Raw genomic sequence first — 16,118 nt, forward strand, 5'->3', positions numbered from 1 at the left:
ACAAAGGGATGGCTTTTTCGTGTAGTGTTTTATGTAGTGTTTTAGCTTGCGGGTTTTCGCTTATGCCGCGCTTTACATCACAGCGGATCGGCACGCAAACAAGATACCGCGTGGCGGAAACTGCCTTCCAGCAGTGGCTTCGTCTGTGCACACTCAGGGCCAGCCAATGGACAGCGAGTACGGAACACGCAGCCAGACGGCGGGTTGATTGGCGATGGCAAATCCCCTTCCAGCAGCTGGATCTGCTTGTTGCGCTCTTTGTCTGGATCGGGGATCGGCACCGCCGACATCAGGGCGCGCGTATAAGGATGCAGTGGGTTGTGATACACCTCATCGTAGGTGCCAAGCTCCACCGCATTGCCCAGATACATCACCAACACCCGATCGGAGATGTGTTTCACCACCGACAAATCGTGCGCGATAAAAATCAGCGACAGCCCCATCTCACGCTGTAATGACTTGAGCAAATTCACTACCTGCGCCTGAATCGACACATCCAGCGCCGACACCGGCTCATCGCAGATGATCAGTTTCGGTTCAAGGATCAACGCCCGCGCGATCCCGATCCGCTGACACTGACCGCCGGAAAACTCGTGCGGATACCGGTTCACCAAGTTCGGCAGCAGACCCACTTTCATCATCATCGCTTTGACTTTGTCGCGCACTTCCTGCCGACTCAGCTGCGGATAGAAGGTGATCAGCGGCTCAGCGATAATATCGCCGATAGTCATGCGCGGGTTCAGCGAGGCCAGCGGATCTTGGAAAATCATCTGGATCTCTTTGCGCTTATCACGCATCTGCGCATCACTCAGGCGCGTCAACTCCTGCCCTAACCACACCACATTACCGGCAGTGGCTTTCACCAACCCGATAATGGCACGGGCAAAGGTCGACTTACCGCAACCCGACTCCCCCACCACGCCCAGCGTTTCCCCTTCGTACAAACGCAAGGTCACGCCATCTACCGCTTTGAGTTTTTTCGCTGGCTCCCAGAACCAGGCTTTCTCATCTTTAATATCAAAGTGCACTTTCAGATCTGACACTTCCAGCAGCACTTTCTTGTCCGCCAGTTTATCGGTGTGTCGATCTGCTTTGGCGGCTACGCCAGTATCCATCACATCAGAACCGGCAGCGGTTACGTCATTCATCATCATGCCTTCTCCCAGTTCCAATGACAGGCGCGTTCACGCCCTTCGCCAAATGACATCAATGCCGGACTTTGCTGACGGCAAATATCGCTCACTTTCAGGCAGCGTTCCTGAAACGGACAGCCCTGCGGCAAACGCAGCAAGTTAGGTGGATTACCTGGGATGGTGGCCAACTCACTGCCACTGCTATCTAATCGCGGCACCGCATCCAGCAAACCAATCGAATACGGGTGGCTTGGGCGGTAGAAAATATCACGCGCCATGCCATACTCCATGGTACGACCGGCATACATCACCAGCACCTTGTCACAGATCCCCGCCACTACACCCAGATCGTGGGTGATCATGATAATGGCGGTATTGAACTCGCGTTTCAGCTCGTTCAGCAGCTCCATAATCTGCGCTTGCACCGTCACATCCAACGCAGTAGTTGGTTCATCGGCAATCAACAATTTTGGACGACACAGCAGCGCCATGGCGATCATCACCCGCTGGCGCATCCCCCCCGAAAACTCATGCGGATACATGCGCATGCGCTTACGCGCCTCCGGCATCTTCACCGCATCCAGCATCTTCACAGATTGCTCAAACGCCTCATTGCGGCTGACGCCCTTGTGCAGCATCAGCACTTCCATCAACTGCTCGCCCACCCGCATATACGGGTTCAGCGAGGTCATCGGGTCTTGGAAGATCATGGCAATCTCTTCGGCGCGCAGACGGTTAAGCTGCGATTCCGGCAGATTCAGGATCTCGTTACCCATAAATTTGGCCGAGCCACCAATGGTGCCGTTTTTAGCCAGCAAGCCCATGATGGCAAACGCGGTTTGCGATTTACCGGAGCCGGACTCGCCAACAATGCCCAGCGTCTCACCCGCGCTCAAGGAAAAGTTCAGATCGTTAACCGCCGTCACATCACCATCTGGCGTAGAGAAGGTGACCCGCAGATCTTTGACATCCAACAACTTCATACGGTACTCCCTGACTTAACGATCTTTCGGATCGAGGGCATCACGCAGCCCATCACCGATAAAGTTGAAACAAAACAGCGTAATAATCAGAAAACAGGCGGGGATCAGCAGCTGCCATACCGCCACTTCCATGGTGGTAGCACCGCTTTGCAACAACGCGCCCCAGCTGGTCATCGGCTCTTGAACCCCCAGACCTAAGAAGCTCAGGAAGGATTCAAACAAGATCATACCCGGCACCAACAACGACGCATAAATCACCACCACACCGAGCACGTTCGGCACGATATGGCGCATCACAATATTGCGTGACGACACCCCGCACACCAACGCCGCTTCAATAAACTCTTTACGCTTGAGGCTTAAGGTCTGGCCACGCACGATCCGCGCCACATCCAGCCATGACACCATGCCGATCGCCACGAAGATCAAGAAGATGTTGCGGCCGAACAAGGTCACCAGCAAGATCACGAAGAACATGAATGGGAAGGCGTTCAGAATTTCCAACACCCGCATCATCAGTGAGTCGACGCGCCCGCCCAGATAGCCGGAGGTTGCGCCATACAAGGTGCCAAACAGCACCGCCACCAGCGCACCAGCCAGCCCCACCATCAGGGAAATTCGCCCCCCCAAGGCGGTACGGACAAACAGATCGCGACCGAGCGAGTCAGTTCCGAAGTAGTGATTTCCCTCCAGCGCAGGCGCGACGCTCATCGCGCTCCAATCGGTCTCATCAAACGCAAACGGCGACAAAGACGGCCCGAACAGCACATACAAGGTAATCAACGACAAAATCATCAAGCTGATCATCGCCGCGCGGTTGCTTTTAAAGCGGCGAAACGCATCCTGCCACAAGCTGCGGCCTTCAATATCCAGCTGACCGGCGAATTGCTCCACTGCGGCGGCATTTTTTTTCGTCATCATCATAAAACACCCCGATTAATAGCGGATTTTCGGATCGATGAAGGCATACAGGATGTCTACGATCGCGTTAAACAAGATAGTCAGGGTACCGACCAAAATGGTCAGACTCAGCACCATCGAGTAATCACGGTTCAGCGCGCCGTTCACGAACAAACGGCCAATCCCCGGCAGACCGAAAATGGTCTCAATCACAATCGAACCGGTAATGATGCCGACGAATGCAGGGCCTAAATAGGAAATAACAGGCAACATGGCAGGCTTGAGAGCATGACGCAGCACAATGCGGCGCAGCGGTAAGCCCTTGGCACGCGCAGTACGGATAAAGTTAGAGTGCAGCACTTCAATCATCGAGCCGCGGGTGATCCGCGCAATACTGGCGGTATAGGCAATCGCCAACGCTGAAACCGGTAGCACCATATTGATCAGGCTACCGTCATTCCAGCCCCCGGCCGGTAACAGTTTCAGCCCCAACGAGAACAGCAACACCAGCAGCGGCGCAATCACAAAACTCGGGATCACCACACCGGTCATGGCAAACCCCATCACCGTATAATCGAGCACCGTATTTTGCTTCAACGCGGCAATCACGCCCGCAGTTACCCCCAACACCAGCGCCAAGATAAAGGCGTAAATCCCGATCTCGAGCGATACCGGAAAGGCTTGCGACACCAGATCATTAACGGAAAAATCTTTGTACTTGAACGATGGGCCAAAATCCCCCTGCGCCAGCTGACCGAGATAACGGAAATACTGGCTGTATAACGGCTCATTCAGGTGGTATTTGGCTTCGATATTGGCCAGAACTTCCGGCGGCAGGCTGCGTTCACCGGTAAATGGACTTCCCGGTGCCAAACGCATCATAAAAAACGAAACGGTGATCAGAACCAGCAGCGTTGGAATGGCTTCCAAAAGCCGGCGAAAAATAAACTTCAACATTGCGCACATCCTCCCTGTCACACGGCGTAAACGCTGTTTATGGTTATGTAGAGAGCACTAACGCGCTCCCTGCGTTTACGTGTGATTTTCTTGTGCCTGTAACCCAGACGTTGATTGCCAAGCCGCTCCCGGCAAAAGAGCGGCTGGCATCAGCACATAGGTTTAGTGCTGTTTGATATAGAGATCTTTACTGTAAATCTCATCCTGCGGGTTGTTACCGCTATAACCGCCCACATACGGCTTCACCAAACGGGTGCTAACGTAGTGGTACAGCGGGATCAACGGCGCATCGGTATCGGCAATCGCCTCAGCAGCTTGATACAGCGCAGCGCGCTCCGCATCCGTCGCCGCTTCCAGCGTCTTCACCATAGTGCTATCAAACTCGGCACTCTTGTACTTCATGTCATTGTTGCTGCTCTTCGACAACAAAATGTTCAGGAAGGCGGTCGGGTCGTTATAGTCGGCACACCAGCCAGCACGAGTCACGTCATAGTTACCCAAGCGGCGGTTATCCAAGAAGGTTTTCCACTCTTGGTTTTCCAGTGCGACATCCACGCCCAGATTTTTCTTCCACATTGAAGTGATGGCCACGGCCACTTTCTTGTGGTTTTCGGAGGTGTTGTACAGCAGAGTAAATTTCAGCGGCTTGCTCTTATCAAAGCCCGCTTCAGTCAGCAATTTCGCAGCTTCCTGATTACGCTGATCTTGTGTCCAGTTTGCCCACTCAGGGTTTTTACCGTCAAAACCGTTGGTGATTTCCGGGGTAAACATATAGGCAGGGATCTGGCCTTGGCCCATCACCTGCTTGGCAATCACGTCACGATCCACCGCCAGTGACAGCGCTTTACGCACACGCACATCATTAAATGGCGCTTTGGCCGTATTCACGCCGTAGTAGTAAGAACACAAATACGGGTCAACACGCACTTCTTGTGGGATATCGGCCTGCAGCTTCTTGAACATCTCAATTGGCAGCGTGTTATAGGTCATATCCACTTCGCCGGCACGATAGCGGTTCACACCGGTTTCATCATTGATTGGCAAATAAGTGACCTGATCGATAGTGACGTTAGCGTTATCCCAATACTGCGGGTTACGCTCCAGCACGATACGCTCGTTCACGACCCAATCTTTCAGCTTATAGGCACCGTTGCTGACATAGTTGGCTGGGGAGGTCCACTTATCACCAAACTGCTCAACCACTGCTTTGTTTACTGGCTTGGTGGAGGTATGCGACAGCATCTTCACAAAATAAGGCACCGGCTTCGACAGCACCACTTCCAAGGTATACGGATCCAGTGCTTTCACGCCCAGCGCTTCTGGCGGCTTTTTACCGTTGATAACGTCGCTGACGTTCTCAATCTGAGCATATTCCAGATATGAAGAGTATGGCGAACCGGTTTTCGGATCGACCAGACGACGCCAGCTAAACACAAAGTCATCCGCCGTCACAGGCTGGCCGTTAGACCACTTAGCATCTTTACGCAGGTGGAACACCCAACGTTTGAAGCCTTCGTTCTCCCAACTTTCTGCAACACCAGGGATCACCTGACCGTTACCGTCCAGATTCACGATCCCCTCTTGCAGATCACGGATGATGTTAGATTCCGGCACCCCTTCCACTTTGTGTGGATCCAAAGAGGCCGGCTCATCACCATTGCTGCGCACCAGTGTCTGAGTCGCCGCCAGCACATCACCATTTTTGGTCTTGGCATTCGGGTCGACTTTGGCTGGTGTCGCTTTATCGGTTTTGTTTGCGTCAGCAGCTGCACTGGCCGGTGCGCTGGATGAGGAGGAGTTGTTATCACAACCGGTAAGGCCCATTGTCACGCCGGCAAGCATTGCAATGGTAACTGCCAGTTTTTTCTTGTTATAAGTCATTCTTAATCTCCGCTATTAATTTAAGGTGTTCACTATCCGGTGAAACCTGAGTAAGTACATGATTTAAAGCATGTTCTTACTTTTCCCCGCGCAAGCCCTGTCTGTCATTTTCAGTACCTTTACGGGAATCAGCGAACGGCCAAAACCACCGCTGATTTGCGCACCGATTATGTATCATCCCGTTAGCATAATTAACCAGAAAAAATAACCTTTTCTGTGCGGTAGCTTTTATTTACATATGTAACCGATATTTTACACACCAGAAACACACCAGCACCGTGAATTATACGAACAACTTACCAATCAATCAGTTAGTGAAATATCCTGCAGGCCTGACCAGACCTTGCGTCTATTTTATAACCAATTATCAGAACAATATTACATCAATCGCGCATATAACACTCATATCAGCTATTTAAGCGAAGCACAATAGCCGATTACCGATAAGACAAAATTTAGTCTGAACGTAGAAAAAAACGCCAATATTGATCAGGCCCAAAGCCCGTTTAGGCATGAGCCGCATACAGCAGAAAAAATAGGGAAAATCGCCAGTTCAGCGCAAAAGCCAACCCTAATAACGCAGAAGGACAAAAAGCACGATGCAAGAAACAAGAAACAAGAAACAAGAAACAAGAAACAAGAAACAGAACAACAGCACAGACCTACAGACTCAACCTCCGCATGCTCAGCTACCACGCTCCAGCGTTTGGTACCCCAGATGTAAAAACGGCAGTGAAAAACTTCACTGCCGTTTTATTTATGCTATCTGCGTTAGGCTATAGAACTTAAGCGAGACGCAAGGAGTAGCAACTCAAAGACGTACGCTCGCCAATTACGCCAGCCCTGGGAACAAGGCGCGAATACCGGTCACAATAAATTCAATACCCAGCGCCATCAGCATCAAACCCATGATACGGGTGATGACGTTGATACCGGTCTGCCCCAACAGACGGACAATATAGGGCGCGGCACGGAAAATCGCCCAACACATCAGGGCAAACAGCGCAATCGCCACACTCAGACCCAGCATGTTGTACCACTGGTTATAGCGCGTACCCCATACAATGGTGGAGCTGATCGCACCCGGACCGGCCATCAATGGCAGCGCCAACGGCACAACGCCCACGTTATCGCGCAGTGCTGACTCTGATTTTTCCTGGTTGTTCTGCTTATCTTCACCCAGCTTACCGCTGATCATCGACATCGCGATGGTGATCACCAGAAAACCACCGGCAATACGGAACGATTCCAAGGAAATACCGAAGATCTGCAAGATCCCCTGCCCCAGAAACAACGCCACCCACAAAATCACCGCCACTGACACCGTTGCCGTCAGGTTGGTTTTATTACGCAGCACCTCACTTTGGTGACTGGTCAGGCTGATAAACGCCGGCAAGATCCCGACTGGGTTTACCAAAGCGAATAACCCAATGAAAAACTTAGTAAAAATAGCAACATCAAATAAATGGGCCACGCTTAACTCCAGTAAGCAGACAGACGGAATAAGGAATTGCTCAGCTAATACCTGTAGAAGATATTCTTCCGGCTCTAATTTAATAAAATTACATCACTGAGTCTATGCTGTGTAAGTAGTCTTATTCTCTTAGTTTTCCTTCGGTTATGGTGTTTTATTGCGCACCAACACCATGCATAACGATAGCATTTTAGACACTGTATGTTTACATAAGCCACAACACACAGTGCACATTTGAGCATCAAACGACCAAGCTGAAAGGAGTCAGCTGATGAAATTTGTGAATTTAGTCACACAAGTCTGACAAATAAATGCGTATGCTAATGTCGTAAGTTTACGGAAGAACACGGTCAGTGTGGCGAAACTAAATTACAGTTATCCGGTGTTGATCACATTCTGTTTTTGCAACGCAGCAGCAAGCTAAAACAGCGCATAGCACCTCATCAGGTAAACCTGATTCGATAACGTAAACCTCGCTCTACTGACTGAACGAAAACAGTTTACTAAGCGCGTTACCTCACGGGTGTGATACGGCAAGAGCCATGTAAATTTATCAAGCCCGCATATACTGAAACATTGCTGCAAAAGGGTTGCCTGATACACCGCTGCAATGTGATGGATGTGTAATGGATTGATGCACCACAACCGACCGCTTAATAAAAAGTTTTCACTTTATTCAGGAGATAAACATGGCTGTTACTAACCTTGCTGAACTGGATGCGCTGGTCGCACGTGTGAAAAAGGCGCAACAAGAGTTTGCGAATTTTTCTCAAGAACAAGTTGATACCATCTTCCGTGCTGCTGCTCTGGCAGCGAACAATGCTCGTATTCCTCTGGCGCAAATGGCGGTAGAAGAGTCCGGCATGGGCATCATCGAAGATAAAGTTATCAAGAACCACTTTGCATCCGAGTACATCTACAACAAGTACAAGGACGAAAAAACCTGCGGAATTCTGAGCGAAGACGACGAGTTCGGTACCATCACCATCGCTGAGCCTGTGGGCATCATCTGCGGTATCGTACCAACCACTAACCCAACGTCTACGGCGATCTTCAAATCTCTGATCTCCTTGAAAACCCGTAACGCCATCATCTTCTCTCCGCACCCACGTGCGAAGAACTCCACCAACACTGCTGCTAAGCTGGTGTTAGACGCCGCCATTGCTGCTGGTGCGCCAAAAGACATCATCGGCTGGATTGATGAGCCATCTGTTGAGCTGTCTAACGCGCTGATGCGTCACGACGACATCAACCTGATCCTGGCCACCGGTGGCCCAGGCATGGTGAAAGCAGCCTACTCTTCTGGTAAGCCTGCTATCGGTGTAGGTGCTGGTAACGTACCTGTTGTTATCGATGAAACTGCCGATGTTAAGCGTGCAGTGGCTTCCGTGCTGATGTCTAAAACCTTCGATAACGGCGTTGTGTGTGCTTCCGAGCAAGCCGTGATCGTCGTTGACTCTGTATATGACCAAGTGAAAGAGCGTTTCGCCTCTCACAAAGGCCATGTGCTGTCAAAAGAAGATGCAGACAAAGTACGTAAAGTTATCCTGATCAACGGTGCGCTGAACGCGAAGATCGTGGGTCAGCCAGCGGTTAAGATCGCTGAAATGGCCGGTGTTACCGTGCCAGCAGATACTAAGATCTTGATCGGTGAAGGCGTGAAGATCTGCGACGAAGAAGAATTCGCGCACGAAAAACTGTCTCCACTGCTGGGTATGTTCCGCGCTAAAGACTTCGAAGAAGCCGTGCAGATGGCTTGCCAGATGGTTAACTTGGGCGGTATCGGCCACACCTCTGGTCTGTACACTGACCAAGACCGCAACGCTGACCGCGTGAAGTACTTCGGCGAGCAGATGAAAACTGCCCGTATCCTGATCAACACCCCAACCACTCAAGGTGGTATCGGTGACCTGTACAACTTCGCGATGGCACCGTCTCTGACTCTGGGTTGCGGTTCATGGGGTGGTAACTCCATCTCTGAAAACGTGGGTCCTAAGCACCTGATCAACAAGAAGACAGTCGCAAAACGGGCAGAAAATATGCTGTGGCACAAACTTCCAAAATCTATCTACTTCCGTCGTGGCTCACTGCCAATCGCACTGGGTGATCTGGAAGGTAAAAAACGTGCAATGGTCGTGACTGACCGCTTCCTGTTCAACAACGGCTACGCTGACGAAGTTGTTCGTCTGCTGAAAGGCCTGAAGATGGAAGTGGAAGTGTTCTACGAAGTAGAAGCTGACCCAACGCTGTCTGTTGTACGCAAAGGCGCTGAAATGGCGAACTCCTTCAAGCCTGACGTTATCGTTGCGCTGGGCGGTGGTTCACCAATGGATGCCGCGAAGATCATGTGGGTGATGTACGAGCATCCAAACACTCACTTCGAAGAACTGGCAATGCGCTTCATGGATATCCGTAAGCGTATCTACAAGTTCCCGAAAATGGGCGTGAAAGCTGAACTGGTATGTATCACTACCACGTCTGGTACTGGCTCTGAAGTGACACCATTTGCGGTAGTAACTGATGACCGTACTGGCGTGAAATACCCACTGGCTGACTACGAGCTGACACCAAACATGGCGATTGTTGATGCCAACTTGGTGATGAACATGCCTAAGTCTCTGTGTGCGTTCGGTGGTGTTGATGCCGTAACTCACGCCATGGAAGCTTACGTGTCTGTTCTGGCGAACGAATACTCTGACGGCCAAGCACTGCAAGCGCTGAAGCTGCTGAAAGAATACCTGCCAGCAAGCTACAAACTGGGTGCGCAAGATCCAGTTGCTCGTGAGAAAGTGCACAACGCTGCCACCATCGCCGGTATCGCGTTTGCGAACGCCTTCTTGGGTGTGTGTCACTCCATGGCGCACAAGCTGGGTGCTGAGTTCCACATTCCACACGGCTTGGCGAACGCCCTGCTGATCAGCAACGTCATTCGCTACAACGCGAACGACAACCCAACCAAGCAAACGGCGTTCTCTCAGTACGACCGTCCACAAGCACGTCGTCGTTACGCAGAAGTGGCTGACCACTTGGGTCTGACTGCTGCCGGTGACCGCACTGCGGCTAAGATTGAGAAACTGCTGCACTGGTTGGATAGCCTGAAAGCTGAGCTGGGTATCCCTGCTTCTATCCGCGATGCCGGTGTTAACGAAGCTGACTTCCTGGCTAAAGTGGATGCGCTGGCGGTTGAAGCCTTCGATGACCAGTGTACTGGTGCGAACCCTCGCTACCCACTGATCAGCGAACTGAAGCAAGTTCTGCTGGATTCTTACTACGGTCGCCCATACGTTGAGCAAACAGCTCACGTTGAAGCGCCAGTAAAAGCGAAAGCTGAGAAAGCGGCAAAAGCGAAGTAAGACTCAGTCATAGACATAGCGAGTCGTCATTCTGACCGGCTTTGCTACTCTCAACAAAGCTCCCTACGGGGAGCTTTTTTATTGCTGCGACGTTTAGGTAAAAATCAGGTAAAAAAAATGGCAACCTTGCGGTTGCCATGTAGGGCTTCACGTTATCAGACTCAACTCAGGGGGAGGATCGCTGTTATTATTATCGTTCTGGAAGAATATCTACCAGAGGTCTATCTTTTCAGAGGCTTATCTTTTTATCGCATTTCTTATCTTCGCAACATCTTATTTGCTACTTATACTTTTACGTTCGTAGCGCTCTTGTCATCACTAAGATGGCATCATGCAGGTGCTGCTTCATGACCTATTCATCTTGAATATCAACAGTTCACTATCAATCTTCAACATCAATAACGCCACGTCACAAGCTTTCCGGTTATGGTGTCTTTGCACCTTTATTCTCAGAACTGCATGTTTGTAGGGCAGAGCAATGTTACTTATTTTTTTAAGGTGTCTTTCAGACTTTTTTATTTACATCACGTGTAAATTTAGTGGCTTACGCCGCATAACATAAAGCGATTACCGCACAGGATTTACACGCTGGGTATTCCCCTGTTACTTGCTTAATCTTTCTTTACGTTGTTGTTTTTAAACAGCTGAAGTTGATGTCAGCTGTTTCGATGAGGCAAGTTTCCTCCTAAGCCCCCGCGCTGACAAGCATTAAAACAAAGCCGGCGAAACTATTCGCCGGATTTGTTCGCTGAATCGCGTAAGCCTAATGTGAAACTAATCATCACTCGGGATGGGATGGCGGCTGTATCGATAATCCGTTGCAGGAGTTTTCGACCTCGCGGCCATCGCCAAGCAAGATAGCCAGCTTACGATGGGCTGGGCTGGCTTCCAGCGCTACTTTCACCGCCATGGTTAGAGGTACCGAGAGCAACATGCCTACCGAGCCCAATAACCAGCCCCAGAAAATCAATGATAAGAAAACCACCAACGTCGACAGCCCCAAACCACGGCCCATATAACGCGGCTCGAGCACATTACCACACAGCAAATTGATCACCACATAACCCAGCGCCACGCCAGAGGCTTCCGGCACGCCATTGAGCAGCAGAGCTTGTAACACCGGAGGGATCGCCGCAATCACCGATCCAATATTCGGAATATAGTTGAGCAAGAAGGCCAAAGTGCCCCACAGCACGGCATAACGCACGTCTAAGCCAGAAAGCAGCCCCCACGCCAGCACACCGGTTAACAAACTCACCCAGGTTTTGATCGCCAAATAGCGGTTAACGCTATCCAGTACCCGATCCACATGCTTGAGGCCCATCTCTGGATCGTCCAGTGCCAGATGAATTTTGCCTTTGGCCGCAGGCGCTTCAAACAACATGAACACCACGGTCAACAGCAGCAAAAAGACATTAGCCATGATGCCGGAAAAACTAGAGACAATCCGGCTGACCGTTTTCACAATCACGCTCGGGTCAAACATCTGGTGGATTTGCTCAGACGAGATAGTGATATTCAGCTTCTCGGCCAACGCCAACACGTGATACACCTGCTGCGTGATCTGATCCTTATACTGCGGGATGGTGCGGGTGAAATCATTAATCGATGCCCCCAACAAGCCGCCCAGTAACAGCAATGCAAACACCACCACGCTGAGGACCAGTAAAATCGCCACAATGCGCGGCACACGGCGGCGCACCATCAAATCCACCACCGGATGACATACAATGGCGATAAAGAGCGCCAGTAAAAATGGCACCACAATCTCTGAGGCAATTTTCACGCCGGCTAAAATCACCACCAGCGCCGCCAACCATACCGTACAGCGAACTCCCGCCTCGCGGTTATTACCCTCTGACATAACATCCTTCTCTTCAGCGCGTTACGGTTAAAATTCCCTCTTTCACGTCATAAAACCGCACATGATATAGCACGTTGCCAAATCAGCTGTGGTACAACATGCTCAAGACGCAACAGGTGCTGCGGCCAGCAAAAGAAGGTAAATTGCTTTTTGATCAGTATGTAACCTAATTCATCGCCATATTCTGCCATACTGTTCAAGAAGCGCATTAACATAAAAAGCGTACTTTTTTACACTGACCCAACCTGAAACGGGCGTCTTTGCACCTTGGTTCAAGCCATAGATAATGGCCGGAAAATACAATAATAAGCTCGGTAAAGAGTAAAACCAGTACGATAAAAATAGGAAAACGACGCTATGCAAGGAAAATCAACGCAAGAACAATCCCTGTCTGAGAAATCCACCGATGCGGTGATCCGTATCAAGAACCTGCGCCTGCGCACTTACATCGGCTTTAATGAAGAAGAGATGAAAAACACGCAGGATGTGGTGATCAATGTGGAGATTCACTATCCCGCATCGCAAGCCAGCTTGAGCGATAATGTGGCCGACGCGCTGAACTATCGCACCATCACCAAAGCCATTATTGCGCACGTAGAGAATAACCGTTTCTTGCTGCTCGAGCGCCTGACCAAAGACATTCTGGACATCGCCAGCAGCCATGAGTGGGTCACGTTTGCCAGCGCGGAAGTGGATAAGCCGCACGCACTGCGCTATGCCGATTCTGTATCCTTGACCCTGAGCTACCGTAAGGAATAACTCCCGGAGGCGCTTTACCATGAACATTCTGATCACCGGCGCTACCGGCCTGATTGGCCGAGCCCTAACTCGGGTTCTTAAAGAGCATCATCAACTGACCATTCTGACCCGTGACACCGATCGTGCCCGATCGGTATTAGGCAGCAACATGGTGTTCTGGAATTCGCTCGGTGATCGGACGTCACTCGATGGTATTGATGCGGTCATCAATTTGGCCGGTGAGCCGATTGCCGACAAACGCTGGACCGAGGAGCGCAAACAGCTGCTCTGTCACAGCCGTTGGGATTTAACCGAAAAACTCAGTCAGCTGATTAACGCGAGTGAGGCGCCGCCGCACACCTTTTTATCTGGCTCGGCAGTCGGTTTTTATGGCCGTCAGGGGGAAGTGTGCGTCGAGGAAGATGACCCACCGCACGAGGAGTTTACTCACGCATTGTGCGCACGTTGGGAGGCATTAGCGCTGCAAGCGCAAAGCCCACAAACGCGGGTGTGCCTGATGCGCACCGGCATTGTGCTGTCGACCCAAGGCGGAGCATTAGCCAAAATGCTGCCGGCCTATCGGTTAGGCCTCGGCGGGCCACTGGGTAGCGGCTTGCAATATATGCCGTGGATCCACATCGATGATATGGTCGCTGCGATTGTCTTTTTGCTAGAAAACCCGACGCTGCAAGGGCCATTTAACATGACGGCCCCCTATCCTGCGCGCAACTATGATTTCAGTGCCGCACTGGCCGAGGTGCTGGATAAACCGCATTTTATGAAAGTACCGGCGATGGCATTAGAGATGACCATGGGCGAATCGGCCAGCCTCGTGTTAACCGGCCAAAAAGCGCTGCCGACGCGCCTGAATAAAGCCGGTTTCCATTTTCGCTATACCGATTTACACGAGGCGTTGGCCAGCTTACTCAAAGCGCAGCCCAATTAATCCGATTAACCACCTGCGTGACCCCGCCCGTCTTTGCACGGGCGCCGATTTTTTCATAGACAGAAAACCGTTATGCACAGCACTGATACGCCATCCACGACACCCATCGATAACCACTCTATTCTGATCACCGGTTGCTCATCGGGGATGGGCTATGAAACGGCGGTGGCCTTGCACCGCGCCGGTTATAACGTGATTGCCAGCTGTCGCGATCCGGCGGATGTTGCCCGCTTACAAGGGGAAGGGCTGTTTTGCGTCCAGCTGGATTTGCGTGATAGCGACAGCATCGCGCGCGCCGTGGCTGACACGCTGGCGCACACCGGCGGCACCCTGTATGCCCTATTTAACAACGGCGCGTATGGCCAGCCCGGCGCAGTGGAAGATTTACCGCGCGCGGCCCTGCGTGAGCAATTTGAAACCAACCTGTTCGGCTGGCATGAGCTGACCTGTGCCGTGTTGCCGGTCATGCGTCGCCAAGGTTATGGCCGCATCATCCAAAATAGCTCGATTCTGGGTTTGGTGGCCATGAAGTATCGCGGCGCGTACAACGCCAGCAAATTTGCCCTCGAAGGGCTAACCGACACCTTACGCCTTGAGCTGCGCGGCAGTGGGATTCATGTCAGTTTGATTGAGCCCGGCCCTGTGGCAACGCGATTTCGCCCTAACGCGCTGGCCGCATTTGAGCGCAATATTGCACTGAATGACAGCGTCCATCAGGTGGCCTATCAGCAGCAGATTGCACGGCTGTCTAAGGCTGGCATCAGCAATCGCTTTACCCTACCCGCTGAATCGGTGGTACCGCTGGTACGCCATGCGCTGGAAAGCCCACGCCCGAAAGCACGCTATCCGCTGACTACGCCGACTACCGTGTTCAGCATCTTACGCCGTGTGCTGCCGGTACGTTGGTTAGATGCGCTACTAGCGCGCGGAGATTAGGACGCCCCTTGAACTTACCGGCGCACATCCCCATATCAGGAGCATATCCGCCGGACCCTAGACCGAGGCTTATCATGGAAAACAACTATATTATTGACGTTACCGATGCCAACCTGCGCGACATTTTAGAGCGCGCGCAGCACACACCGGTCGTGTTTGATTTCTGGGCGGAGTGGTGTTCACACTGCAAGAGTTTGATGCCCATTCTGGAAAAGCTGGCGCATGAGTACCAAGGGCAGTTTATTCTGGCCAAAGTCGATTGCGATCAGCAACCGGCCGTCGCCAGCCAGTTTGGTATTCGCAGTTTGCCTACCGTGTATATGTTCAAAAATGGCGAACCGGTAGACGGTTTCCAAGGCGCGATCCCAGAAAGCGAAATTCGCGAAAAACTGCTGCAAATCCTGCCACAGCAAGATGAGCTGAAGCTGGAGCAAGCCATCCAACTGCTCGGCGAAGGCAAGCATCAAGAAGCGGTGCCAGTGCTGAAAGAGGCGCTGGAGCTCTCTGGCAATGCCAGTGACATTGCGCTGCTGCTGGCAGAAACCTATATTGTGCTGAATAAAATGGATGATGCCGAAGGGCTGCTCAATCAGATCCCACTGCAAGATCGCGATAGCCGCTGGCAAGGTCTGACCGCGCAAATCGAGCTGGCGCGTCAAGCTGCCGATACGCCGGAAATTCAGCAACTGCAACAGGCCATGCAACAAGAGCCGGACAATGCCGAACTGGCGGTGAAACTGGCGCTGCAGTGGCATCAAGTGGGGCGTAACGAAGAAGCGCTGTCGCTGCTGATGGGATTCCTGCGTCGTGATTTAGGCGCTGCTAATGGTGGTGCCCGTAAAACCTTGACCGACATTATTGCGGCGCTAGGCAATGGCGATCCGCTGGCTGGCCAGTACCGTCGTCAGCTGTATTCGCTGCTGTATTAAACTGCGGCATTAAACCAAGAGTAA

The 16,118-nt window shown here is 51.6% G+C and carries 12 protein-coding genes; 5 read left to right on the forward strand and 7 right to left on the reverse strand.

All coding sequences use genetic code 11. The annotated features are described in order from the left end of the window. Positions 1-77: 77 nt before the first annotated feature. The 6 genes from oppF to LQ901_RS08380 form a co-directional block, all read right to left on the reverse strand. Entirely contained in the window at positions 78-1,115 is a 1,038-nt protein-coding gene (oppF, locus tag LQ901_RS08355) for a murein tripeptide/oligopeptide ABC transporter ATP binding protein OppF (protein WP_052021505.1), read from the reverse strand. A 35-nt stretch (positions 1,116-1,150) separates the two neighbouring features. Next, the gene (locus tag LQ901_RS08360; RefSeq protein WP_010861995.1) at positions 1,151-2,116 is read right to left on the reverse strand and encodes an ABC transporter ATP-binding protein; all 966 of its coding nucleotides are present in this window, start codon (positions 2,114-2,116) and stop codon (positions 1,151-1,153) included. 15 nt (positions 2,117-2,131) lie between these two features. Beyond that, a complete protein-coding gene (gene oppC / locus LQ901_RS08365; RefSeq protein ID WP_010861996.1) occupies positions 2,132-3,040 on the reverse strand; it encodes an oligopeptide ABC transporter permease OppC in 909 nt (302 codons plus the stop codon). A 12-nt stretch (positions 3,041-3,052) separates the two neighbouring features. After that, positions 3,053-3,973 carry an oligopeptide ABC transporter permease OppB gene (gene oppB, locus LQ901_RS08370; RefSeq protein WP_152118024.1) on the reverse strand — a complete coding sequence of 307 codons (921 nt, stop codon included), beginning with the start codon at positions 3,971-3,973 and terminating at the stop codon, positions 3,053-3,055. A gap of 162 nt (positions 3,974-4,135) precedes the next feature. Then, positions 4,136-5,797 carry an ABC transporter substrate-binding protein gene (locus tag LQ901_RS08375; protein ID WP_081632827.1) on the reverse strand — a complete coding sequence of 554 codons (1,662 nt, stop codon included), beginning with the start codon at positions 5,795-5,797 and terminating at the stop codon, positions 4,136-4,138. 889 nt (positions 5,798-6,686) lie between these two features. Next, positions 6,687-7,340: a YchE family NAAT transporter gene (locus LQ901_RS08380; protein ID WP_255698542.1), complete on the reverse strand. Its 654-nt coding sequence runs from the start codon at positions 7,338-7,340 to the stop codon at positions 6,687-6,689. Between the two features lie 677 nt (positions 7,341-8,017). Between LQ901_RS08380 and adhE the strand changes: the two genes are divergently transcribed. Then, positions 8,018-10,681, forward strand: coding sequence for a bifunctional acetaldehyde-CoA/alcohol dehydrogenase (adhE, locus tag LQ901_RS08385; RefSeq protein WP_039046152.1), 2,664 nt, complete (start codon positions 8,018-8,020; stop codon positions 10,679-10,681). Between the two features lie 781 nt (positions 10,682-11,462). Here the strand turns inward: adhE and LQ901_RS08390 are convergent. Further along, complete coding sequence (locus LQ901_RS08390) at positions 11,463-12,545, reverse strand: AI-2E family transporter (RefSeq protein WP_010862001.1); 1,083 nt, start codon at positions 12,543-12,545, stop codon at positions 11,463-11,465. Positions 12,546-12,902: 357 nt separating this feature from the next. On the opposite strand from LQ901_RS08390, the gene folX reads away from it, so the two are divergent. The 4 genes from folX (at position 12,903) to LQ901_RS08410 (ending at position 16,094) form a co-directional block, all read left to right on the forward strand. Beyond that, positions 12,903-13,304, forward strand: a complete 402-nt coding sequence (gene folX, locus LQ901_RS08395; protein ID WP_084977832.1) for a dihydroneopterin triphosphate 2'-epimerase — start codon at positions 12,903-12,905, stop codon at positions 13,302-13,304. Positions 13,305-13,323: 19 nt separating this feature from the next. Then, on the forward strand, positions 13,324-14,229 hold the full coding sequence (locus LQ901_RS08400) for a TIGR01777 family oxidoreductase (RefSeq protein WP_084977831.1): 906 nt from the start codon (positions 13,324-13,326) through the stop codon (positions 14,227-14,229). 72 nt (positions 14,230-14,301) lie between these two features. Continuing rightward, positions 14,302-15,165 (forward strand): SDR family oxidoreductase, encoded by an 864-nt coding sequence (locus LQ901_RS08405; RefSeq protein WP_152135947.1) that lies wholly within the window; start codon positions 14,302-14,304, stop codon positions 15,163-15,165. Between the two features lie 74 nt (positions 15,166-15,239). Beyond that, positions 15,240-16,094, forward strand: coding sequence for a co-chaperone YbbN (locus tag LQ901_RS08410; protein ID WP_047706977.1), 855 nt, complete (start codon positions 15,240-15,242; stop codon positions 16,092-16,094). The last annotated feature ends 24 nt before the right edge of the window (positions 16,095-16,118 follow it).

Source organism: Plesiomonas sp. PI-19, assembly GCF_021368255.1.
GTDB classification, from domain to species: domain Bacteria; phylum Pseudomonadota; class Gammaproteobacteria; order Enterobacterales; family CAMTGL01; genus Plesiomonas; species Plesiomonas shigelloides.

Bases quoted from the DNA above. Each gene is read 5' to 3' on its own strand.
- oppF (WP_052021505.1), bottom strand. From the start codon at position 1,115: ATGGATACTGGCGTAGCCGCCAAAGCAGATCGACACACCGATAAACTG.
- LQ901_RS08360 (WP_010861995.1), bottom strand. From the start codon at position 2,116: ATGAAGTTGTTGGATGTCAAAGATCTGCGGGTCACCTTCTCTACGCCA.
- oppC (WP_010861996.1), bottom strand. From the start codon at position 3,040: ATGATGATGACGAAAAAAAATGCCGCCGCAGTGGAGCAATTCGCCGGT.
- oppB (WP_152118024.1), bottom strand. From the start codon at position 3,973: ATGTTGAAGTTTATTTTTCGCCGGCTTTTGGAAGCCATTCCAACGCTG.
- LQ901_RS08375 (WP_081632827.1), bottom strand. From the start codon at position 5,797: ATGGGCCTTACCGGTTGTGATAACAACTCCTCCTCATCCAGCGCACCG.
- adhE (WP_039046152.1), top strand. From the start codon at position 8,018: ATGGCTGTTACTAACCTTGCTGAACTGGATGCGCTGGTCGCACGTGTG.
- LQ901_RS08390 (WP_010862001.1), bottom strand. From the start codon at position 12,545: ATGTCAGAGGGTAATAACCGCGAGGCGGGAGTTCGCTGTACGGTATGG.
- folX (WP_084977832.1), top strand. From the start codon at position 12,903: ATGCAAGGAAAATCAACGCAAGAACAATCCCTGTCTGAGAAATCCACC.
- LQ901_RS08400 (WP_084977831.1), top strand. From the start codon at position 13,324: ATGAACATTCTGATCACCGGCGCTACCGGCCTGATTGGCCGAGCCCTA.
- LQ901_RS08405 (WP_152135947.1), top strand. From the start codon at position 14,302: ATGCACAGCACTGATACGCCATCCACGACACCCATCGATAACCACTCT.
- LQ901_RS08410 (WP_047706977.1), top strand. From the start codon at position 15,240: ATGGAAAACAACTATATTATTGACGTTACCGATGCCAACCTGCGCGAC.